This window comes from Kitasatospora sp. NPDC002965 (assembly GCF_040611255.1).
GTDB lineage: Bacteria > Actinomycetota > Actinomycetes > Streptomycetales > Streptomycetaceae > Kitasatospora.
Map to the genome: position 1 here is coordinate 1 of NZ_JBEXNT010000016.1, position 22,013 is coordinate 22,013.

The following is a 22,013-nucleotide window of genomic DNA, read 5'->3' on the forward strand; positions in this document are numbered from 1 at the left end:
GCGGCTTTCGGAGCCCGTGGCACGTCCGGTTCCGAGCGGACGTGCCACGGGCGGTCAGCGGGGAGCCGGCCCGGACGGGGGCCGGCTCCGCGGGGTCCTCCCCCGCTGCCGGGCTACTTCCCCAGCGCGGCGCGCGCGTCGACGAAGGCGGCGACGGCGCGCTCGACGTCCTCGGTGGAGTGCGCGGCCGAGAGCTGCACCCGGATCCGGGCCTGGCCGTGCGGCACGACCGGGTACGAGAACCCGATCACGTACACGCCGCGCTCCAGCAGCAGCTCGGCGAGCCGGCCGGCCTCGGCCGCGTCGCCGATCATCACCGGGGCGATCGGGTGGTCGCCGGGCAGGATCTCGAAGCCGGCCTCGGTCATCTTCGACCGGAACAGCGCGGTGTTGGCCACCAGCCGCTCCCGCAGGTCGGTGGACTGCTCGACCAGGTCGAGCACCTTCAGCGAGGCGGCGGCGATGACCGGCGCGAGCGAGTTGGAGAACAGGTACGGCCGCGAGCGCTGGCGCAGCAGGGCGACGATCTCGCGGCGTGCGGCCACGTAACCGCCCGACGCTCCGCCGAGCGCCTTGCCGAGGGTGCCGGTGATGATGTCGACGCGGTCCATCACGCCGTGCAGCTCGGGGGTGCCGCGCCCGCCCGGGCCGACGAAGCCGACCGCGTGCGAGTCGTCGACCATGACCATCGCGTCGTAGCGGTCGGCCAGGTCGCAGATCTCCCGCAGCGGGGCGACGTAGCCGTCCATCGAGAACACGCCGTCGGTGACGATGAGGCGGCGGCGGGCGCCCTGGGCCTCCTTGAGCTGCTGCTCCAGGTCGGCCAGGTCACGGTTGGCGTAGCGGTGGCGGCGCGCCTTGCAGAGGCGGATGCCGTCGATGATGCTCGCGTGGTTGAGGGCGTCCGAGATGACCGCGTCGCGCTCGTCGAGCAGGGTCTCGAAGACGCCGCCGTTGGCGTCGAAGCAGGAGGAGTAGAGGATGGTGTCCTCCTGGCCGAGGAACGCGGAGAGGCGCTCCTCCAACTCCTTGTGGACGTCCTGGGTGCCGCAGATGAAGCGGACGGACGCCATGCCGTAGCCCCAGCGGTCGAGCGCGTCCTTGGCGGCGGCGATCACGTCCGGGTGGTCGGCGAGACCGAGGTAGTTGTTGGCGCAGAAGTTGAGCACCTCGCCGGGGGTGCCGCCGCCGGTGACGGTGACGGCGGCGCTCTGCGGGCTGCCGATCACCCGCTCCGGCTTGAAGAGGCCCGCCTCGCGGATCTCGTCGAGGGTGGCGGCCAGGTCGTCACGCACGTTGTCGATCACAGCAGACTCCTACACGAGTGAGCGAGGGCGAAGGGGGTCGCGGACGGTCTCGTCCGTTCCCGGGCGGGCTCGTCCGGTGGTCAGACGGTCCAGTCGAGGATGATCTTGCCGCAGCGGCCGCCGGCCGCCTCGTCGAACGCGGCCTCGTAGTCGGCGGCGGGGTAACGGCCGGTGATCACGGGGCTGAGGTCCAGCCCGCCCTCCAGCAGGACGGACATCGCGTACCAGGTCTCGAACATCTCGCGGCCGTAGATGCCCTTGATGGTGATCATCGAGGTCACGACGGAGGCCCAGTCGACCGGGAACTCCTCGGCGGGCAGGCCGAGCACGGCGATCTTCCCGCCGTGCGTCATGTTGGCGATCATCGACTGGAGCGCCTCGGGGCGGCCGGACATCTCCAGGCCGACGTCGAAGCCCTCGCGCAGGCCGAGCTTCTGCTGGCCCTCCTCGATGGTGTGCTCGGCGACGTTGAGCGCCAGCGAGACACCGACCTTGCGGGCGAGGTCGAGCCGGTAGGGCGAGACGTCGGTGATCATCACGTTGCGGGCGCCGGCGTGCTTGGCGACGGCGGCGGCCATGATGCCGATCGGACCGGCGCCGGTGATCAGCACGTCCTCGCCGACCAGCGGGAACGAGAGCGCGGTGTGCACGGCGTTGCCGAACGGGTCGAAGATCGCGGCGACGTCGAGGTCGACCGGCACCCGGTGCACCCAGACGTTGGAGGCGGGCAGCGCCACGTACTCGGCGAAGGCGCCGTCGCGGCCGACGCCCAGGCCCACGGTGTTGCGGCAGAGGTGGCGGCGGCCGGCCAGGCAGTTGCGGCACTTGCCGCAGACCAGGTGGCCCTCGCCGCTGACCAGGTCACCGACGGCGATGTCCGCGACGGCCGAGCCGATCTCGGCGACCTCGCCGACGAACTCGTGGCCGAGCACCAGCGGGGTCTTGATGGTCTGCTGCGCCCAGCCGTCCCACTTGCGGATGTGCAGGTCGGTACCGCAGATGCCGGTGCGCAGCACCTTGATGAGCACCTCACCGGGGCCGATCACCGGGGTGGGGACGTCCACCAGCCAGAGTCCGGGCTCGGCCTTCTGCTTGACGAGTGCCTTCACGGCGGTGGCTCCTGACGCACGGTGGGTGGCGGCCCGGTGTGGGCAGGCCGACGGGGCCCGGCGGGGAGTGGCGGTTCCTTGCAGGCTTCCAGGAGGTCCTGGTGTCCGCATTCCGGGCAGGCAGCAATCTGCCTGGTGAGAGGGGGTGCGGTCCATCGAGGAATTCTTAAGGGCCGCCACAGCTGGGCTAAACGATCGTGCCCGAGCTGGGGTCGGGGGCCCTCGCGGCATGCCGGTGGCCACTCGTACGGCGGAGCGCACGGGGTGGTCCTGCGGGGTCGCGGGGTGTCCCGCCGGGGTCGCGTCGGCCGGCGGTGGCGGTGGCCGGCGGCGTGGGTGCGCGCGGCCGGGCCGCGGGGAGGGCGGCGGCCGGCGGGATGGGGAGACGGCGCCCGTCCGCGAGCGGGACTGGGGCGGGCGGCTGAGCCTTGGGTCCGTTCGGGCCAGCGGGACGACGGCCGGCGCGCGGGCCCGCGGCGGCGCGCATACGGTGGCGATCGCTCCCCCAGGGGCCCGTGGAGCGCTGCTCCGGGTCCGTCCGGCCCAGAGAGGCGCCTCGAAGATGACGACGAATTCCGCGGCGAGTCCCCGCCCCCCGCGCCCCGCCCCCCAGCGGCGGCGCACCCGGTCGGCCCCGGCGGTGCTGGCGCTGGCCGGGCTGCTGGGCGCGGCCGGCTGTTCGGGCGGGGCGGCGTCCGATCCGCCCGCCGCGGGGGCGGTGACCGCCGTCCCGGCGGCGCTGAGCCCGTCGGCGACGGCCTCCTCCTCCGGGCCGTCGGCGTCGGCGAGCTCCGGCGGGGCGGTGGTGCCGATCACCTCGGACGTCACGGCGCGGCTGGACACGGCCGTGCAGCGGGTGCTGCGGGAGGCCTCGATCCCCGGTGTGATCGTCAGCGTGTCGTCCCCGGGCGGCAACTACCTCAAGGCCTTCGGCGTCTCCGACAAGGTCGCGGGCACGCCGATGGTGACCGGTCTCAACATGCGGATCGGCAGCGAGACGAAGACCTTCACGGTCACCGGACTGCTCAAGCTGGTCGACCAGGGCAAGGCGGGCCTGGACGACCCGATCGGCACGTACGTGTCGGACGTGCCCAACGGCGACACGATCACGCTGCGCCAGCTCGCGGCCATGCAGAGCGGCCTCTTCTCGTACACCCAGGACGAGGAGTTCGTGCAGACCCTGGAGGCCGACCCGGACCGGGTGTTCACGCCCCAGCAGCTGCTCTCCTACGCGTTCAAGCATCCGGTGAACTTCGCGCCCGGCGCCAAGTTCGAGTACTCCAACACCAATACGGTGCTGCTCGGCCTGGTGATCGAGAAGCTCGGCGGGCAGCCGCTCGGGACGTTCCTGAAGCAGCAGGTGTTCGAACCGGCGGGCCTGGGCCGGACGGTGTTCCCGGTCGGCAGCGAGTTCCCGCAGCCGCACGCCCGCGGCTACACCAACCAGACGCCGAACGGGGCGATCGCGGACGCCACCGACTGGGACCCGTCCTGGGCCTGGGCCGCGGGGGCGATCATCTCGGACCAGGCGGACCTCCAGAAGTGGGCCAAGGTGGTGGCCACCGGAACGCTGCTGACCCCGCAGACGCAGGCGCAGCGGCTGAAGCCGCAGCCCTCGACGGTGCCCGACACCTGGTACGGGCTCGGGATCTTCTACGACCACGGGTGGATCGGGCACAACGGCTCGCTGCCGGGCTACCAGAGCGTGGTGGTCTACCTGCCGTCGGCGCAGACCTCGCTGGTGGTACTGCTGAACACCGACGTGTCGTTCCAGGGTCAGGAGCCGTCGACGCTGTTCGCGCAGGCCGTCACCGAGATCATCTCGCCCGCGAACGTCTACACGCTCCCGGCGGCGCCGGCCGGCTCGGGGTCCCCGTCCGCCACGTCGTCGGCGTCGTCGGCGTCCCCCTCCAAGTCCCCCTCGCCCTCGTCGGGGTCCCCGTCGTCGAAGTCGCCCTCGCCGTCCCCGAAGTCGCCCTCGTCGAACGCGAACGCCTGACCGGCGGGTCCTCCGTGCGCGGCGCCGGCCGCGCCGACGGCCCGCACGGCCCGCACGGCCCCGCCCGAAGCCTGGGAATCCGGCTTCGGGCGGGGCCGTCGAGGTCCGGTCAGATGCCCAGGACCTGCGCGAGGTCGTAGGAGACCGGTTCCTCCAGCTGCTCGTAGGTACAGCTCCCGGGGGTGCGGTCGGGGCGCCAGCGGCGGAACTGGGCGGTGTGCCGGAAGCGGGTGCCCTCCATGTGGTCGTAGCGGACCTCGGCGACGCGCTCCGGGCGCAGCGGCACCCAGGAGAGGTCCTTGCCGCCGGTCCACCGGCTCTGCGCGCCGGGCAGCCGGGCGTCCGCGTGGGCGGCCTCGTCGGCCCAGGCACCCCAGGGGTGGGCGCCGGTGTCGGCCATCCGCAGCGGGGCCAGCTCCTCGACGAGTTCGCGGCGGCGGGCCATCGGGAAGGCCGCACAGACGCCGACGTGCTGGAGGCGGCCGTCGGCGTCGTGCAGACCGAGCAGGAGGGAACCGACGATCGGACCGCTCTTGTGTTCGCGGTAGCCGGCGACGACGCAGTCCGCGGTTCGCTCGTGCTTGATCTTGTACATGGCGCGCTCGCCCGGCCGGTAGGGCTGGTCGAGGGGCTTGGCGACGACGCCGTCCAGACCGGCGCCCTCGTACCGGGCGAACCAGGTGTCGGCGAGGTCGCGGTCCGTGGAGGCGGGGGCCGTGAAGACGGGGTCGGCGGCGTCGGCGAGGGCCGCCTCCAGGGCGGTGCGACGCGCGGTGAGGGGCTCGTCGATCAGCGACCGGTCACCGAGGGCGAGCAGGTCGAAGGCGACGAAGGAGGCGGGGGTGCGTTCGGCGAGCAGGGCGACGCGGCTGGCGGCGGGGTGGATGCGTTCGAGGAGCTCCTCGAACCGGAGCCGGCCCTCGCGGGCGATGACCACCTCGCCGTCCAGCACGCAGCGCGGGGGTGTCTCACGGCGCAGCGCCTCGACGAGCTCGGGGAAGTAGCGGGTGAGCGGCTTGCCGGTGCGGCTGCCGAGCTCGATCTCGTCGCCGTCGCGGAAGACGACGGTGCGGAAGCCGTCCCACTTGGCCTCGTACTGCATTCCGGGCGGGATCTTCGCGACCGACCTGGCGAGCATCGGCGCGACCGGCGGCATGACGGGCAGGTCCATGGTCCCGATCCTCGCGCCGAAGGCCCGCCGCCGCGCGGCAGCGGACCCTGGACGGCGGGCGGGGCGCGTGGGCGGGGCGCGTGGGCGGGGCCGCCTCGGGGCGCGCCGCGGGCGGGGCGCGCTTAGCGTGAGAGGCATGGGCTCTGCCGTGGAACTGGATGTCGCCGGGCGCAGTGTCCGGCTCTCGAACCCCGACAAGGTGTACTTCCCGGAGCGTGGCTTCACCAAGCTGGACGTCGCCGAGTACTACCTGGCGGTCGCGGACGGGGCGCTGCGCGGGCTGCGGGACCGGCCGACCACGCTCCAGCGGTTCCCGGACGGGGTCGAGGGCGAGTTCTTCTACCAGAAGCGGGCGCCGAAGGGCCTGCCGGACTGGCTGCCGACCGCCCGGATCGCCTTCCCGAGCGGGCGGTCGGCCGACGAGATCTGCCCGACCGAGCCGGCCGCCGTCCTCTGGGCGGCCAATCTGGGCTGTCTGACCTTCCACCCGTGGCCGGTGCGGCGCGGGGACACCGAACACGTCGACGAGCTGCGGATCGACCTGGACCCGCAACCGGGGACGGACTTCCGGGACGCGGCACGGGTGGCGCACGAACTGCGGGCGGTGCTGGAGGAGCACGGGTTGCGCGGCTGGCCGAAGACCTCGGGCGGGCGCGGGCTGCACGTGTACGTGCCGCTGGTCCCGGAGTGGACGTTCACGGACGGGCGGCACGCGGTGATCGCGCTGGGCCGGGAGCTGGAACGGCGGCTTCCCGGCCGGGTGACGACGGCCTGGTGGAAGGAGGAGCGCGGCGAGCGGATCTTCGTCGACTACAACCAGATGGCGCGGGACCGCACCATCGCCTCCGCCTACTCGCTGCGCGCCCGGCCGCGGGCTACGGCGTCGACACCGCTGCGGTGGGACGAGGTGGACGACGCGCTGCCGGAGGACTTCGACCTGCGGACGGTGCCCGCCCGGTTCGCCGAACTCGGCGACCTGCAGGCGGAGATGGACGAGGAGGCGTTCCGGCTGGAGAGCCTGCTGGAGCTGTACGAGCGGCAGGTGACGGACGAGGGGCTGGGTGAACTGCCGTATCCGCCGGACCACCCGAAGGCGGCCGGGGAGCCGACCCGGGTCCAGCCGAGCCGGGCCCGGAAGAAGGCCGACGAGGAGCATCCGGCGTGATCGCGTAGGCTGTCGCGCCACGAAGATCACCCGGCCTCCGGCGGCTGCGCCCGCGGGTGCGGGCCGGGGTGCGGACGGGGCGGAAGGGCGTGGACGGGGTGGGTGTGCGGGGGCTGCGGCGGATCCTGGCGGACGCGGCGGGCGGGCTGCGCCCGCCGTCGGACGGAACGGTCCCGGTGGCCGACCGGGCACACCCCCGCGTGGTCACGGCCCGTGTCCGGGCGCTCCCGGCGTTCCCGGCGCTCCCGGCGCTCCGGGCGGCCGGCCGTCGGCCCGTCGGCGCCGAGGCACTGCCGGTCCCGGGGCGCCCGTGAGCGCGCTCGCGGTGGTCCCGGAGGAGGTGCGGGCCCGGCTGCTCGTCCGGTTCGGACCCGGCGCGGAGGCGTGGTGCGAGGAGCTTCCGGCGCTGGTCGCCGCCCTCGCGGAACGCTGGGGCCTGACGGTGCTGGCGGCCGGCGGGGGCGGCACGGCACGGGTCTTCCGGTGCGGGCGGGCGGCGGACGGCGCCGTCGTCCGGATGAAGCTGACGCCGGACCCCGAGGTGGCGGCGCAGGAGGCGACGGCGCTGCGGGCGTGGTCGGGCTCGCCGTGGGTGGTGCGGCTGCTGGAGTACGACGCCCCGACGGGGGCGTTGCTGCTCGCGGACGTCGCGCCCGGCACGACGCTGCGCGAACACGGGTGGCGCCCGGCCGAGGTGGCCGGGCTGCTGGCCGGCCTGCGGTCGGCGCCGGTGGACGGGGTGGCGCTGCCGTCGCTGGCCGAACGGGTGGACTTCCTCGTCGGGCTGACGGAGCGGCGCGCTCCCGGCGTGGTCCCGGCCGGGGCCTGGGAGCCCCTGCGGGAGCTGGCGGCGACCGGCCCCCGGGGCCTGGTGCACGGGGACCTGCACCCCTCCAACGTGCTGCTCGGCCCGGCCGGGCCGGTCGCGATCGACCCTCGCCCCTGCCTGGGCGACCCCGACTTCGACCTGGTCGACTGGGCGCTGGACGGGGTCACCGACGCCGCCGCGCTGTCCTCGCGGATCGGCGAGCTGACCGCCCGGATCCCGGGCACCGACCCCGGGCGGGTACTGGCCTGGTGCCGCGCGGCCTCCGTGCTGACCGCGGCCCCCAGGACGGCCGCCGGCCGGCGGGACGCCGGGACGGCGTTCCTGCGGGGGCTGGGCGGACTCTGACGGCGCGGGCGAACGGCACGGCGGCACTCGCGGTGGCGCGAGGGCCGCCCGGCGACCTCCGCCACCGGCCGACGATCGCACCGGCGAAGGTGGAGAAGGTGGCGAACGCGCCGACCGGCAGGACGACCGGGACGCGGGATCGGCACGGCCGGTTCGGCCGTGTCAGGCACTTCCCCTACCGGTCAGCACGCAGCAGAGGCAGGACAGCCCGAGCATCACGCCGACGCCGACGGAGGCCGGCGTGAAGAGGCGGTCGGCGAGCGGTTCGGCGACGGCCCAGACGATCAGGAAGGCACCTGCGGGCACCGCCGCCAGCCCGCCCAGCAGCACGAAGAGCCACCACGCCGTGGCCCTGAAGCCGGACTCGTGGCACTCCCCCGCTCCGCACCGCACCTGGACGGGGCCCGCGCTGTCCGTCGGGTCCTCGTTCAGGGCGTAGCGGTAGGTGGATTCACCGTCGGCCGGGTCGAACCGCCCGTCGCAGCCGCCCGGCGGGAGGTGCTCCCTCTGGTAGTCGGAGAGTTCGGCCTCGGGCAGGCAGATGCCGCGCATGTACCAGCCCCGCTCACCGGTGGCGCCGACCGAGTAGCCGAGGTGCGGGACGGTGGCCGAGGCGGCCAGCCAGGCGAGCCAGAAGAGCCCCAGGGCCACCGCGACCAGGGTGAGCCTTCCGAGGAAGCGGCGCACCCGGTGCCGTGGCCCGTCGGGCCCGGCCGGCACGGCATCCCGGACCTCGGCGCCCTTCGGCTCCGCGTCGCGCGGCTCCGCACCGCCGGCACCGGTGCCGCCCGGCCCGGTGCCGTCCTCGTCGTGGACCGCCTCACCGTTCGTGGTCATCCGCCCCGCCCGTCCCGCGCCCGCCCGTACCCGCCCGTGCCGTGCCGTGCCGTGCCGTGCCGTGCCGTGCCGTGCCGTGCCGTGCCGTGCCGTGCCGTGGGTCAGGACGCCGGTCGGGTGGCGGCGGTTCCGGTCAGCCGGCGAGCGCGGCGCCCTCCGGGGCGCACGAGGCGATGATCCCGACCGCTTCGGCGATCTGAGTGTCCGTCAGGTCGCCGCGGGCGGTCAGCCGCAGCCGGGAGATCCCGTCGGGGACGGAGGGCGGGCGGAAGCAGCCGACGGCGAGGCCGGCGCGGCGGCAGTCGGCGGCCCAGGCGACGGCGGCCTCGGGCCCGGGCGCGCGGACGGACACCACGGCGGCGTCCGGGCGGGAGGCGTGCAGCCCGGCGGCCGTGAGCCGGGCGGCGAGCGTGCGGGCGACCTCGCGGGCACGGTCGGCACGGTGCGGTTCCGCGCGCAGCAGGCGCAGCGCGCCGAGGGCGGCGCCGACGGCGGCGGGGGCGAGGCCGGTGTCGAAGATGAAGGTGCGGGCCGTCTCGGTGAGGTGGCGGATCACCCGGCGGGGGCCGAGGACGGCGCCGCCCTGGGAGCCGAGCGACTTGGAGAGGGTGACGGTGGCGACCACGTCCGGGGCTCCCGCGAGGTCGGCGGCGGCGAGGGCGCCGGCACCGCCGGGCCCGAGGACGCCGAGCCCGTGGGCGTCGTCGACCAGCAGCGCAGCGCCGGACGACCGTGCCGCGAGGGCGAGTTCGGGCAGCCGGGCGGCGTTGCCGTCGACCGAGAAGACGGAGTCGGTGACGACCAGGGCCCGCCGCCGGGTGCGTTCGGCGAGGACGGCGGCGACGGCGGCGGGGTCGCTGTGCGGGGCGCGGTGGACGTCGGCCCGGGCGAGCCGGCAGCCGTCGATCAGCGAGGCGTGGTTGTACGCGTCGGAGACGATGAGGGTGTCCGGGTCGGTGAGCGCGGTGAGCGCGGCCAGGTTGGCGGTGTACCCGGAGGAGAACACGAGGGCGGCCTCGACGCCGCAGAAGTCGGCCAGCTCGCCCTCCAGTTCGGTGTGCAGGGCGGTGGTGCCGGTGACCAGGCGGGAGCCGGTGGCGCCGCCGCCCCAGCGCAGCGCGGCGTCGGCGGCGGCCCGGGTGACGGCGGGGTGCCGGGTGAGTCCGAGGTAGTCGTTGCCGGCGAGGTCGAGCACCGGGTCCTCGGCGGGCCGGCTGCGCAGCGTCCGGGTGAGCCCGGCCCGGGCGCGCTGCTCGGCCGTCTCGTCGAGCCAGTCGAAGACGGCGGCGGGGGCGACGACGGGCGCCTCGGGCGCAGAGGGGTGGACCATGGTCGGCACTCTGGCACGCCCCGCGCGCACCGGGCAATGTGCGTCTGGGCACACGCCCGGCCCTTTCCTTCGCCCTCGATTCGACGGAATTCGGGAAACGAATTCCTCGAAATTGCCCGGTGATTCCGGAATACGGTGCGGCGAGACCGGCCGGGTGGCCGGCCGGGTTCCCTTCGTGGTCCCGCCTCGGTCCTTTCGCGTTCCGGTCGCCGCCCGGCCCTCTCCCCGTACGGTGGCGGCCACGGCCCGGCCGGGCCCGAGGCCGTTCACGGGGCAGGCCCCCGGACACGTCGCCGCCCGCTCCCCACAGGCGGTCGGCCCCTCCTGCCGGGAGCCCGCGGGGCGCGGCCTTTGCCGGGGGCGGCGACGAGCAGGCAAGATAGCCGGGTGACCCTCCTAGATCTGATGCCGAAGCCCGCCACGCCCGACGCGCTGTACGAGACGTTCGCCGCCTGGGCGGAGGAGCGCGGGATCTCGCTGTACCCGGCGCAGGAGGAGGCGCTGATCGAGCTGGTGTCGGGGAACAACGTGATCCTGGCGACGCCGACCGGGTCGGGCAAGAGCCTGGTGGCGGCGGGTGCGCACTTCGCCGCGCTGGCGGAGGGGAAGCGGACGTTCTACACCGCGCCGATCAAGGCACTGGTGTCGGAGAAGTTCTTCGACCTGTGCAAGATGTTCGGCACCGAGCAGGTCGGCATGATGACGGGCGACGCGTCGGTGAACCCGACCGCGCCGATCATCTGTTGTACCGCGGAGGTGCTGGCACAGATCGCGCTGCGCGACGGGCGCCTGGCCGACGTCGGCCAGGTGGTCATGGACGAGTTCCACTTCTACGCGGAGCCGGACCGCGGCTGGGCCTGGCAGATCCCGCTGCTGGAGCTGCCGCAGGCGCAGTTCCTGCTGATGTCGGCGACGCTCGGCGACGTACGGCGCTTCGAGGAGGACCTGAACCGCCGGACCGGCCGCCCGACCACCGTGGTCCGCAACACGACCCGCCCGGTGCCGCTGTTCTACGAGTACCGGCGCACCCCCATGCACGACACGCTGGAGGAGCTGCTGAAGACCGGCCAGGCGCCGGTCTACGTCGTGCACTTCACGCAGAAGGAGGCGGTGGAGCGGGCGCAGTCGCTGATGAGCATCAACATGTGCTCGAAGGCGGAGAAGGACGCCATCGCCGCGCTGATCGGCAACTTCCGGTTCACCACCAAGTTCGGCCGCAACCTGTCCCGGTTCGTACGGCACGGCATCGGCGTGCACCACGCCGGCATGCTGCCGAAGTACCGGCGGCTGGTCGAACGCCTCGCCCAGGCAGGCCTGTTGAAGGTCATCTGCGGGACGGACACGCTGGGCGTGGGCGTCAACGTGCCGATCCGCACGGTGCTGTTCACCGCGCTCTCCAAGTACGACGGCCAGCGGGTGCGGATGCTGCGGGCGCGGGAGTTCCACCAGATCGCCGGGCGCGCCGGGCGGGCCGGGTTCGACACGGTGGGCCAGGTGGTGGCGCAGGCCCCCGAGCACGTCATCGAGAACGACAAGGCCGTCGCCAAGGCCGGCGACGACCCGAAGAAGAAGCGCAAGATCGTCCGGAAGAAGGCGCCGGAGGGGTTCGTCGGCTGGTCCGAGGAGACCTTCGAGAAGCTGATCTCCGCCGACCCCGAGCCGCTGGTCTCCCGGTTCAAGGTGACCCACGCGATGCTGCTCTCGGTGATCGGCCGGCCGGGCAACGCCTTCGAGGCGATGCGCACGCTGCTCACCGACAACCACGAGGACCGCTCCGCCCAGCGCCGGCACATCCGCACCGCCATCGCCATCTACCGCTCGCTGCTGGAGGGCGGCGTGGTCGAGCGGCTTCCGGAACCGGACTCGGAGGGCCGCATCGTCCGGCTCACCCTGGACCTCCAGGAGAACTTCGCGCTCAACCAGCCGCTCTCGACGTTCGCGCTGGCGTCCTTCGAGCTGCTCGACCCGACCTCGCCCTCGCACGCGATGGACGTGGTGTCGGTCGTCGAGGCGACGCTCGACGACCCGCGCCAGATCCTCGCCGCGCAGCAGAACAAGGCGCGCGGGGAGGCCGTCGGCGAGATGAAGCGCGACGGCATCGAGTACGAGGAGCGGATGGAGCGGCTCCAGGAGATCACCTACCCGAAGCCGCTGGAGGAACTGCTCACCCACGCCTACGAGGTGTACCAGCGGGCGCACCCGTGGATCGGCGACCACCGGCTCCAGCCGAAGTCGGTGGTCCGCGACCTGTACGAGCGGGCGATGACCTTCTCGGACTACGTCGGCTTCTACGAGCTGGCCCGCACCGAGGGCATCGTGCTGCGGTACCTGGCGGGCGCGTACAAGGCGCTGGAGCAGACCGTCCCCGAGGACGTGAAGACCGACGACCTGAAGGACATCATCGCCTGGCTGGGCGAGCTGGTCCGCCAGGTCGACTCCAGCCTGCTGGACGAGTGGGAGCAGCTGGCCAACCCGACCGACCCGCAGACGGCCGAGGTGGCGCTGGACGACAAGCCGGCGCCGGTGACGGCCAACGCCCGGGCGTTCCGGGTCCTGGTGCGCAACGAGATGTTCCGCCGTGTGGAGCTGTGCGCGCTGGAGCACTACGACGCGCTGGCCGAGCTGGACGGCGAGTACGGCTGGGACGCGGACCGCTGGGCGGACGCCATGGACGGGTACTGGGACGAGTACGACGACCTGGGCACCGGTCCGAACGCGCGCGGGCCGAAGATGCTGCTGATCGAGGAGGCGGACTCGTCCTGGCGGGTCCGGCAGATCTTCGACGACCCGGAGGGCGACCACGACTGGGGCATCAGCGCCGAGGTCGACCTCTACGGGTCCGACGAGGAGGGCCGGGCGGTGCTGCGGATCACCTCGGTGGACCGGCTGGGCGGCTGACGGCCCGCCGGCCCGCTCAGGGCTGGCCCCGGTGCGGGGCCGGGCCCGCTCAGGGCCGGGCCGGGCGATCAGGACGGCGGCAGCGGCATCCTGACACCGCGTCGGAAAGGGGCGGGCGGAGTGCACTCCGCCCGCCCCGTCGCATGCGGCGCTACATCCAGACGAAGGGCGCGCCGGCCGTGGCGGAGAGCGCCCGGGTCGCCTCGTCGAGCATCTGCTCGACGCTGGGGGAGCCGGTGGACGGCGCCGGCAGCGGGGTGCCGGCGGAGGCGGAGGGGGTCGGCGAGGCCGCGTGGGCGTCGACCGGCCGCGAGCTGGTGACCGTCACGTAGTGGCCGACCAGCTCGACCCGCGGATCGCCGCCGGGCCGGGCCGCGCCGGCGGCCTGGGCGGGCGCGGCGGAGGCGTCGGGGAGGACGAAGGCCACCGAGCCGGGCTTGGCGCGCAGCGCCTCCGCGGCTCTGGCGGCGGAGGCGGCGTCCGCGAACCGCAGCAGGGTGACGCTGCTGAGCACCGGCTTCTCCTGGCCGGCGAAGCTGACGGCGAGGTAGCCGCGGCAGCCGCCGTCGCGCAGGAGGTCCAGGGTGCGGTCCTGGAGCACCTCGGTGCAGTTGTCGCCCCGGCGGGCGCCGGAGCGCTTGCCCTTGTAGCCGCCCGCCTCGATCAACCGCTGGGCGGGGAAGTAGGCGTCGACGTCCAGGGCTTCGGGGTCGGCGACCGCGCGCGGCGCGTCCCCGACGACCGGTGGCGACTTGGTCGCGTCCTTGCTGGACGGACCGAGCCCGGGTATGAAGTCGCCGGGCGTCGGGCTGGTGATGACCCATCCTCCGGCCGCCACCAGGCCGATCACCACGACCCAGCCGACGACCCGGCGGGCGGTCACTCTCCTGGCCCGGTACGCCCCGACGGGCCGTTCGGACGTCTGGCCTACCGGTCGTTCCGCCGGTCGTTCCGCGGGTGACGGGGCGTGCTCCCCCTGCGTGGTCATGGCGCCGATTGTATGCAGGTCACGCGTGGTGGAGATCACTGGGGCGGGCTCCGGCGGCCGTCGCGCGACGCCCCGATCCGGCCCCGCACCCGACGTGACCTGCACCACTACCGTGAGCTTCGACACTGTGACAACTCGCACATCCTCCCCGGGATCTTCTGGTGGGTTTCCTCTGGCGTCTCTCGCGGGCCAGGAGGCAGGATCAGGCCCATGGATCTGCTCGATACCCTCACCGCCAAGGGCCTGCGTGGGGAGACCCCCACCCGCGAGGAGGCGCTGGCCGTCCTCGCCACCACCGACAACGAGCTGCTGGACGTGGTCGCGGCCGCCGGGCGGGTGCGCCGGCGGTGGTTCGGCCGCCGGGTCAAGCTCAACTACCTGGTGAACCTCAAGAGCGGGCTCTGCCCGGAGGACTGCTCGTACTGCTCGCAGCGGCTGGGCTCCAAGGCCGGGATCCTCAAGTACACCTGGCTGAAGCCGGGCCAGGCCGCCGAGGCCGCGAAGGCCGGAGTGAGCGGCGGCGCCAAGCGCGTCTGCCTGGTCGCGAGCGGGCGCGGTCCGACGGACCGTGACATCGACCGGGTCACCGACACCATCACCGCCATCAAGGACGCCGACCCCTCGGTGGAGGTGTGCGCCTGTCTGGGCCTGCTCTCCGACAACCAGGCCGAGCGGCTGAAGGCGGCCGGCGCCGACGCCTACAACCACAACCTCAACACCTCCGAGGGCACGTACGGCGCCATCACCACCACCCACACCTACGCCGACCGGGTCGACACCGTGCGGAAGGCGCACGGTGCGGGCCTGTCCGCCTGCTCGGGCCTGATCGCCGGCATGGGCGAGAGCGACGAGGACCTGGTGGACGTCGTCTTCGCGCTGCGCGAGCTGGGCTCGGACTCGGTGCCCGTGAACTTCCTGATCCCGTTCGAGGGCACCCCGCTGGCCAAGGAGTGGAACCTCACCCCGCAGCGCTGCCTGCGCATCCTGTCGATGGTCCGGTTCGTCAACCCGGACACCGAGGTGCGGATCGCCGGCGGTCGCGAGGTGCACCTGCGAACCCTGCAGCCGCTGGGCCTGCACGTCGCGAACTCCATCTTCCTGGGCGACTACCTGACCAGCGAGGGGCAGGCCGGGCAGGCCGACCTCGACATGATCCGGGACTCCGGCTTCGAGGTGGAGGGCATGGGCGAGGCCACCCTGCCCCGGCACCGGGCGGACGCCCTCGCGGGCGGCGGCTGCGGCACCGGCGCCGCCACCGGCGGAGGCTGCGGCAGCGGTGCGGCGTCCGGCACCCCGGCCGACGCCGCGGACGCCCCGGCGGGCGGGCCGTGCGGGACGGGCGGCGGCTGCGGCCCGTGCGGAGGACACGGCGGGCACGCCGGACACGGCGGGACGCTCGACGCGGAGCCCGCGGCGTCGGCCGAGGCGCCCGGGCTCGACGAGCCGGCCGAGCTCGTCGAGGTCGCCGGGCCGGCCGGCGGGAGCGGCGACGAGTCGCGCACCGACCTCGTCCGGGTCCGCCGTCGTGGCGCCGGCACCGAGCTCGCGCCCAACGCCTGATCACCCGCCGCACGGAACGGAACGGTACGGAAGTAGACCCCTCATGGCCCAGCTGTCCACGGACACCCTCCTCGCGCTCGACCGGGCGCACGTCTGGCACCCCTACGGACCGATGCCCGGCACCGCCACCCCGTACGTCGTGGAGTCGGCGTCCGGCGTCCGGCTCACGCTGGCCGCGCCGGTCGCGGGCGGCCACCGCGAACTGATCGACGGCATGTCGTCCTGGTGGGCGGCGATCCACGGGTACGGCCACCCGGTGCTGGACGAGGCGGTGCGCGGACAGCTGGGCCGGATGAGCCACGTCATGTTCGGCGGGCTCACCCACGAACCGGCCGTCCGGCTGGCCGCCACGCTGGTGGAGATCACTCCGGAACCCCTGCAGCACGTCTTCCTCGCCGACTCCGGCTCGGTGGCCGTCGAGGTCGCGATGAAGATGTGCCTGCAGTACTGGCAGTCCGTCGGCCGGCCCGAGAAGCGCCGGCTGCTCACCTGGCGCGGCGGCTACCACGGCGACACCTTCCACCCCATGTCGGTCTGCGACCCCCAGGGCGGCATGCACCACCTGTGGGGCGGGGTGCTGCCCGGCCAGCTCTTCGCGGCGCAGCCGCCGGCCGGCTTCGACGCCCCGCTCGACGACGCCTACGTGCAGTCCTTCGACGAGCTGATGGAGCGTCACGCGGGCGAGCTCGCGGCGGTGATCGTCGAGCCGGTGGTGCAGGGCGCGGGCGGGATGCGTTTCCACTCCCCCGCCTACCTGCGGATGCTGCGCGAACTCTGCGACCGGCACGGGGTGTTGCTGGTCTTCGACGAGATCGCCACCGGGTTCGGCCGCAGCGGTGCGCTGTTCGCGGCCGATCACGCGGGCGTCTCCCCGGACGTGATGTGCCTGGGCAAGGCGATGACGGGCGGCTACCTCACCATGGCGGCGGCGCTGTGCACGGCGGAGATCGCCGACGGGATCAGCCGGGGCGAGATGCCGGTGCTGGCCCACGGTCCGACGTTCATGGGCAACCCGCTGGCGGCGGCCGTCGCGAACGCCTCGATCGACCTGCTGCTCGGACAGGACTGGCAGACGGAGGTCAAACGCCTCGAAGCCGGACTGCGGGACGGCCTGGCGGACGCCGCCGGGCTGCCGGGCGTCCACGAGGTGCGGGTGCTCGGTGCGATCGGCGTCGTGCAGCTGGACCACCCGGTGGACATGGCGGCGGCGACCGAGGCCGCCGCCCGGGAGGGCGTCTGGCTGCGCCCGTTCCGGGACCTCATCTACACCATGCCGCCGTACGTGACCGGCGACGAGGACGTGGCGCGGATCGCCGCGGCCGTCACGGCGGCGGCGGTGGCGGGATGAGCGCCCGGATCGTGTTCGTGACCGGGACGGGCACCGAGGTCGGCAAGACCGTGACCACGGCCGCCGTCGCCGCGGCGGCGCTGCGGGCCGGGCTGCGGGTCGCGGTGCTGAAACCCGGGCAGACCGGGGTCGCGCCCGGGGAGGCCGGCGACGTCGAGGAGGTCGCCCGACTGGCCGGCGGTCCGCTGACGCTCCGTGAACTCAGCCGCTACCCCGAGCCGTTGGCGCCGGACACGGCGGCTCGACGGGCGGGTCTGCCGTACCTGGCGGCGGAGGACGTCGCGAAGGCGGTGGCCGAACTGGCCGACCGGCACGACCTGGTGCTGGTGGAGGGTGCCGGCGGTCTGCTGGTCCGCTACGACGGGCAGGGCCGGACCCTGGCCGACCAGGCGCAGGCGGTGCGCGGCCTCGGGCTGCCGGCCGAGGTGCTGCTGGTGGCGACGGCCGGTCTCGGCACGCTCAACACCACCGCGCTCACGGCGGAGGCACTCGCCGCGCGCGGCCTGCCGCTGCTCGGTGTGGTGGTCGGCGCCTGGCCCCGCTCGCCCGGCCTCGCCGACCGCTGCAACCTGGCCGACCTGCCCCGCGCCGCCGCCGCCCCGCTGCTCGGTGCGCTGCCCGAACGGGCCGCCGGCGCGGAGGACTTCCCCGCCGTGGCGGCCGCCTCGCTCGCCCCCGGGCTGTACGGCCGGTGGGACGCGGCCGGGTTCACCGCGGAGCACGGCGCAGGCTGAGCGCCGGCTTTGCGCCGGCCGGGGCGCAGGGCTCTGGCCTCGCGCCCCGGCCCGTGGCCGGCCTCCTCCCGGGGGCCGGTCACCACCGTGCGCGCGCCGGGGCGGGAACGCGATGGTATTCGCTCGAACGGGTGAGATCCCGGCACCACCCGGTCCGCTGCGCGACAGGCCTCAATACCGTTCTCCGCATGACGGATGGCCTGATGGTGGACGAGGCCCTGCGGGCCCTCGCCGCGCTCGAAGCGGCGTGGAAGGACGACGACGAGGCACTGGCCGCGCTGGCCACCCGGGGACCGGCCGAACAACCGCTCGCCGCGCTCGTCGCGGCGTACGGCGAGCACGCCGTGGACACCCTGATGGCGCTGGCGTTCGGACTGCGGTCGAGCATGACCGACGAGGAGCTGGCGGAGCTGAGCGACGCCGTCAGCTCCAACATCGGGGCCCGGATGAGCGCCCTGCTCACCCAGACCCTGCGCGCCTGGGGCGAGACCGCCGGCGACGACCTCGACGTGGTCAAGGTGATCGCGCACGCGGTGATCGACGCGATGCGGGCGGTCACGGAGGAGCCGAGCAAGACGGACGTCCTCCCCCTGCTCGCCACCTTCCGCACGTACGCGCTCAGCAATCCCTGACGGGCCCGACAGGTCACCGCCGGACGGACGGCGTACCTGGCCGGCCGGCGCGCCGTCCTACCGGCCCGTCCGCCTACCCGCCGGCCGGCCCGGGGGCCGTCTCGGGCGGGCTGTGCGGATACCACCTGATTGAATGACGGTATGCACGATCTCCTGCTCCGTCTGCCCGACATCCCCGCGCTCCGCGACCGGTGCCGGGCCCTGGCCATGCTCGACGCCGTCCTCAGCCCCGACTGGGGCGACCGGTACTACTCCTTCGACGCGCACTGGGGCAAGGGCGAGGAGATGGCCTCGATGCGCAACGGGCAGGGCGACGACTGGTTCATGGTCTTCTCGGCGGCCGGCGTGTACGCCCGCGGCCTCGACCACGAGGCGCCCAACGCGCCGCACCTGCTGGCGGAGGTGCCCGAGTCCTTCCGGTCGTACGTCGACGAGCCGGCGTTCGCCGACTCCGAGGGCCGGCCGGACCTCACCGTCTGCTTCTGGCGCGAGAGCGGGGACACCCGCTGGCAGGCCCCGCAGACCGCCCCCACCGGCGGTGTGGAGCTCTTCGGGCTGCTGGCCGACGGCACGGCCACCGCGTACCGGGCGTGGGCCGAGGACTACTACGAGCCCGAGCACGAGCCGGACCTCGCCGCCGTCGAGCACGTCCTGGCGCTCCGTCCGCTCACCGGAGCCGTCGTGTCCGCCCTCAATCCGGAGACGGACCTGGGCGACATCGCCGACGACATCGTCGGGATCGGCTACCCGGCCTGAACCCGGGTGGCCGGACCGCCCCGGCGGCCCGGCGGCGACCGGACCGCCTGGGCTGCCCCGGCTACAGCGCGGCCTCGTCCAGACGGCGGCGCTGCTCCTCGGACAGGGTCACGTCGAGGGCACCGAGCACCTCGTCGAGCTGGGCGATCCCGCTCACCCCGACCAGCGGCAGGATCCGCGGCTCGTGGTCGAGCAGCCAGCTGAGCGCCACCTGGTTGACGGTGGCACCGGACTGCTCGGCGACCTCGCGCAGGGCGGCGAGCCGCCTCGGCGTGCCCGGGTGGTCGTAGGCGGCGCCGATCTCCACCTCGGGGCGGGTGAGGCCGCCGGAGAGGAGCGGGCTGTACGCCCAGAGCCGGAGGTCGCCCTCGGAGCGGACGTAGTCGAGGAGTTCGGACGTCACGTGGACGTGCGCCGAGGAGAGCAGCGGCACGTCGAACCGCGGCTGGAGGTACGAGTAGCGGTACTGGAGGTGGCTGTACCGCGGCTGCGCGCCGGCCAGCGCCCGTGCCCGCTCCACCCGCCAGACCGCGTGGTTGCTGGCGCCGACGGCCCCCGCCTTGCCGGACGTCACGAGGTCGGCGAAGGTCTCCACGGTCTCGGCGAGCGGGACGGACCGGTCCTCGATGTGGCTCCAGTACACGTCCACGTGATCGGTGCCGAGGCGGCGCAGGCTGCCCTCGATACCGGCCCGGATCGCCTTCTCCGAGAGCCCTTCGGCAGCCTCCAGCCCGGCCCCCGGAACGGACGGACGGGCGCCCACCTTGGTGCTGATGACGACCCGGTCGCGGGCGTTGCGGTCGGCCAGCCAGCGGCCGATGACCTCCTCGCTCTCGTCCCCGGTCGCGCCGTCGAGCCAGAAGGCGTAGTTGTTGGCGGTGTCGAGGACGGTCCCGCCCGCCTCGACGAACCGGTCCAGGATCCGGAACGAGGTCTCCTCGTCGACGATCGTGCCGAAGCCCAACGTGCCCAACACAATGGTGCGCTGAGGAACAGTCATGGATGAGCCTTCCGTAGTGGTCTGGACCATCCAAGACCGAATCACGATCACCCGCAACCGCTTATCCCCCGGCTCCGCACGGCCGGTCGCGGCGATCGGCTCGGCGCCGGACGGGCCGGGGAGTCCGGCCCCGGCCCGGCTACGAGCGGGCTACTGGCGGGCTACGGGCGGAAGGCCGGGACCTCCGGGCGGACGAGGGCCCGCGCGAACGGCTCGCCGCCGCGGCGCGCGTACGTCATGCGCTCCTTCACCTCGCGGAGGGTGCGGGGGCGGTAACCGGGGCCACCGCAGCAGCTCTTGTGGAAGCGGACGCCCGCGTGGAGCAGCACCGCGAGCGTCCGCCAGCCGGCGGCGTCGCGCCTGCGCGGGGCCGCGAAGGCGGAGCCCGCGTGGACCATCGGGCCGGCGCAGCGCGGGCAGACCCGACCGCGGTCGCGGTCGTAGGGCTGCTTGTACGAGGCCCGGCAGGGCAGGCAGACGTAGGAGGTCTTCGCGTGGGCCATCCCGCCAGCGTAGGGGCGCCCGGGAACGGCGATTCGACCGGTTTTCCACGCGGCGGCCCGGCCTCCGTCCAGGACGTCGCGGGTACGAGTGCGATGCCGGAGGGGCGGCACCGGAGGGGCGGCGCCGAAGGAAAAGGTCGAACACCTGGCTGCCGGGCCGCGAAACGGAGGGGACCGCCCCCGAGCAGGGCGGACCGCCCCGCCCGAGGGGGTGCCCACGGCACCGGCCGAGCCCCCGGGACCCTCCGTCCGGTCCGGTGACGTGCGGAACTGTGCTAGACCTTGGGTAATCAAAGGGGCCCACGTGCACCAGCTCAACCTCGGAGTCATGGCACAGTCGCGCAAAGAGAACGAGCGCCGACTGCCGATTCATCCCTCACACTTCGAGCGGATCGACCCCGACCTCCAGGGGCGCATCTTCCTTGAACACGGCTACGCCGAAGGTTTCGGCGTCCCGGACGAACAACTGGCACCACTGGTCGCCGGCTTCCGCTCACGCGAGCAACTGCTCGCCGAATGCGGCGTCATCCTGCTGGCCAAACCGCAGGCGGCGGAACTCGTGGAGTTCCGCGACGGACAGGTCCTCTGGGGCTGGCCGCACTGCGTCCAGGACGAGGAACTCACGCAGATCGCCATCGACCGCCGGTTGACCCTGATCGCCTTCGAGGCGATGAACCACTGGACCAACGACGGCTCGTTCAACCTGCACGTCTTCCACAAGAACAACGAGCTTGCCGGGTACTCCTCGGTGCTGCACGCCCTCCAGCTCACCGGCTCGACCGGTGACTACGGCCGCCGCCTGCGGGCCGTGGTCCTGGGCTTCGGCGCGACGGCCCGGGGCGCGGTGACGGCGCTCAGCGCGCTCGGCGTGCACGACGTCGACGTGCTCACCCAGCGCGGGGTGACGGCGGTCAGCTCACCGATCCACTCCACGCGGATCGTGCAGTTCGACCGCGACGAGAACGACGACCGGCGCAGCTTCGTGCTGTCCGAGGACGGCCGGGTGCCACTGGCCGGGTTCCTCGCCGAGCACGACATCATCATCAACTGCGTCCTGCAGGACACCGCCGCTCCGCTGACCTTCCTCGACGAGGAGGATCTCCGGCTGCTGGCACCCGGCACCCTCATCGTCGACGTGTCCTGCGACGAGGGGATGGGCTTCAGCTGGGCCCGTCCCACGTCCTTCACGGAGCCGACGTTCCAGGTCGGCGACAACGTCCGGTACTACGGCGTCGACCACAGCCCGTCCTACCTGTGGAACTCGGCGACCTGGGAGAACAGCGAGGCACTGCTGCCCTTCCTGCGAGCGGTGCTCGCCGGTCCGGGGGCGTGGAGCTCCAACGAGACCCTGCGGCGCGCGATCGAGATCCGCGACGGAGTCGTCCAGAACCCGAGCATCCTGGCCTTCCAGCACCGCTCGGCGGACTATCCGCACCGGTCCCTGGGGCTGTCGGCCGCCGCCTGACGCGACTCGCCCGCGCCGGCTCCCGGGAACGGGCCGG

The 22,013-nt window shown here is 73.9% G+C and carries 18 protein-coding genes; 10 read left to right on the plus strand and 8 right to left on the minus strand.

What is annotated here, in order from left to right; translation table 11 throughout:
* Positions 1-113 precede the first annotated feature (113 nt).
* A complete protein-coding gene (locus ABZY91_RS09655) occupies positions 114-1,307 on the minus strand; it encodes a glycine C-acetyltransferase (protein ID WP_355401129.1) in 1,194 nt (397 codons plus the stop codon).
* A gap of 80 nt (positions 1,308-1,387) precedes the next feature.
* Entirely contained in the window at positions 1,388-2,416 is a 1,029-nt protein-coding gene (tdh, locus tag ABZY91_RS09660) for an L-threonine 3-dehydrogenase (protein WP_355401131.1), read from the minus strand.
* A gap of 562 nt (positions 2,417-2,978) precedes the next feature.
* On the opposite strand from tdh, the gene ABZY91_RS09665 reads away from it, so the two are divergent.
* Positions 2,979-4,415 carry a serine hydrolase domain-containing protein gene (locus tag ABZY91_RS09665; RefSeq protein WP_355401133.1) on the plus strand — a complete coding sequence of 479 codons (1,437 nt, stop codon included), beginning with the start codon at positions 2,979-2,981 and terminating at the stop codon, positions 4,413-4,415.
* A 109-nt stretch (positions 4,416-4,524) separates the two neighbouring features.
* On the opposite strand, the gene ABZY91_RS09670 is transcribed toward ABZY91_RS09665, so the two are convergent.
* Positions 4,525-5,586, minus strand: coding sequence for an ATP-dependent DNA ligase (locus ABZY91_RS09670; RefSeq protein ID WP_355401135.1), 1,062 nt, complete (start codon positions 5,584-5,586; stop codon positions 4,525-4,527).
* A 148-nt stretch (positions 5,587-5,734) separates the two neighbouring features.
* On the opposite strand from ABZY91_RS09670, the gene ligD reads away from it, so the two are divergent.
* The gene (gene ligD, locus ABZY91_RS09675; protein WP_329884150.1) at positions 5,735-6,751 is read left to right on the plus strand and encodes a non-homologous end-joining DNA ligase; all 1,017 of its coding nucleotides are present in this window, start codon (positions 5,735-5,737) and stop codon (positions 6,749-6,751) included.
* A gap of 310 nt (positions 6,752-7,061) precedes the next feature.
* Complete coding sequence (locus ABZY91_RS09680; protein WP_355401137.1) at positions 7,062-7,925, plus strand: aminoglycoside phosphotransferase family protein; 864 nt, start codon at positions 7,062-7,064, stop codon at positions 7,923-7,925.
* A gap of 162 nt (positions 7,926-8,087) precedes the next feature.
* On the opposite strand, the gene ABZY91_RS09685 is transcribed toward ABZY91_RS09680, so the two are convergent.
* Both ABZY91_RS09685 and ABZY91_RS09690 read right to left on the minus strand, forming a co-directional pair.
* Positions 8,088-8,762, minus strand: a complete 675-nt coding sequence (locus ABZY91_RS09685) for a hypothetical protein (protein ID WP_355401139.1) — start codon at positions 8,760-8,762, stop codon at positions 8,088-8,090.
* Between the two features lie 133 nt (positions 8,763-8,895).
* Positions 8,896-10,092 (minus strand): 8-amino-7-oxononanoate synthase, encoded by a 1,197-nt coding sequence (locus ABZY91_RS09690; RefSeq protein WP_355401141.1) that lies wholly within the window; start codon positions 10,090-10,092, stop codon positions 8,896-8,898.
* A 387-nt stretch (positions 10,093-10,479) separates the two neighbouring features.
* On the opposite strand from ABZY91_RS09690, the gene ABZY91_RS09695 reads away from it, so the two are divergent.
* Positions 10,480-12,990, plus strand: coding sequence for a DUF3516 domain-containing protein (locus ABZY91_RS09695; RefSeq protein ID WP_355401143.1), 2,511 nt, complete (start codon positions 10,480-10,482; stop codon positions 12,988-12,990).
* A gap of 151 nt (positions 12,991-13,141) precedes the next feature.
* Here the strand turns inward: ABZY91_RS09695 and ABZY91_RS09700 are convergent, their stop codons facing one another.
* Positions 13,142-13,978 (minus strand): hypothetical protein, encoded by an 837-nt coding sequence (locus tag ABZY91_RS09700; RefSeq protein WP_355401145.1) that lies wholly within the window; start codon positions 13,976-13,978, stop codon positions 13,142-13,144.
* Between the two features lie 210 nt (positions 13,979-14,188).
* On the opposite strand from ABZY91_RS09700, the gene bioB reads away from it, so the two are divergent.
* The 5 genes from bioB (at position 14,189) to ABZY91_RS09725 (ending at position 19,008) form a co-directional block, all read left to right on the plus strand.
* Positions 14,189-15,538 (plus strand): biotin synthase BioB, encoded by a 1,350-nt coding sequence (bioB, locus tag ABZY91_RS09705; protein WP_355401147.1) that lies wholly within the window; start codon positions 14,189-14,191, stop codon positions 15,536-15,538.
* Between the two features lie 43 nt (positions 15,539-15,581).
* On the plus strand, positions 15,582-16,886 hold the full coding sequence (locus tag ABZY91_RS09710) for an adenosylmethionine--8-amino-7-oxononanoate transaminase (protein ID WP_329884094.1): 1,305 nt from the start codon (positions 15,582-15,584) through the stop codon (positions 16,884-16,886).
* Positions 16,883-17,620 carry a dethiobiotin synthase gene (gene bioD, locus ABZY91_RS09715; RefSeq protein WP_355401149.1) on the plus strand — a complete coding sequence of 246 codons (738 nt, stop codon included), beginning with the start codon at positions 16,883-16,885 and terminating at the stop codon, positions 17,618-17,620. The genes ABZY91_RS09710 and bioD overlap by 4 nt, the downstream gene beginning before the upstream one ends.
* 188 nt (positions 17,621-17,808) lie before the next feature.
* Complete coding sequence (locus tag ABZY91_RS09720; RefSeq protein WP_329884096.1) at positions 17,809-18,252, plus strand: hypothetical protein; 444 nt, start codon at positions 17,809-17,811, stop codon at positions 18,250-18,252.
* Between the two features lie 141 nt (positions 18,253-18,393).
* Positions 18,394-19,008 (plus strand): hypothetical protein, encoded by a 615-nt coding sequence (locus ABZY91_RS09725; RefSeq protein WP_355401151.1) that lies wholly within the window; start codon positions 18,394-18,396, stop codon positions 19,006-19,008.
* 61 nt (positions 19,009-19,069) lie between these two features.
* Here the strand turns inward: ABZY91_RS09725 and ABZY91_RS09730 are convergent, their stop codons facing one another.
* Positions 19,070-20,008: an aldo/keto reductase gene (locus ABZY91_RS09730; RefSeq protein ID WP_355401153.1), complete on the minus strand. Its 939-nt coding sequence runs from the start codon at positions 20,006-20,008 to the stop codon at positions 19,070-19,072.
* Positions 20,009-20,169: 161 nt separating this feature from the next.
* A complete protein-coding gene (locus ABZY91_RS09735; protein ID WP_355401155.1) occupies positions 20,170-20,511 on the minus strand; it encodes a deoxyxylulose-5-phosphate synthase in 342 nt (113 codons plus the stop codon).
* Positions 20,512-20,815: 304 nt separating this feature from the next.
* Here ABZY91_RS09735 and ABZY91_RS09740 point away from each other — a divergent pair, with 304 nt between their 5' ends.
* Positions 20,816-21,976: a N(5)-(carboxyethyl)ornithine synthase gene (locus ABZY91_RS09740; protein WP_355401157.1), complete on the plus strand. Its 1,161-nt coding sequence runs from the start codon at positions 20,816-20,818 to the stop codon at positions 21,974-21,976.
* Positions 21,977-22,013: the final 37 nt, after the last annotated feature.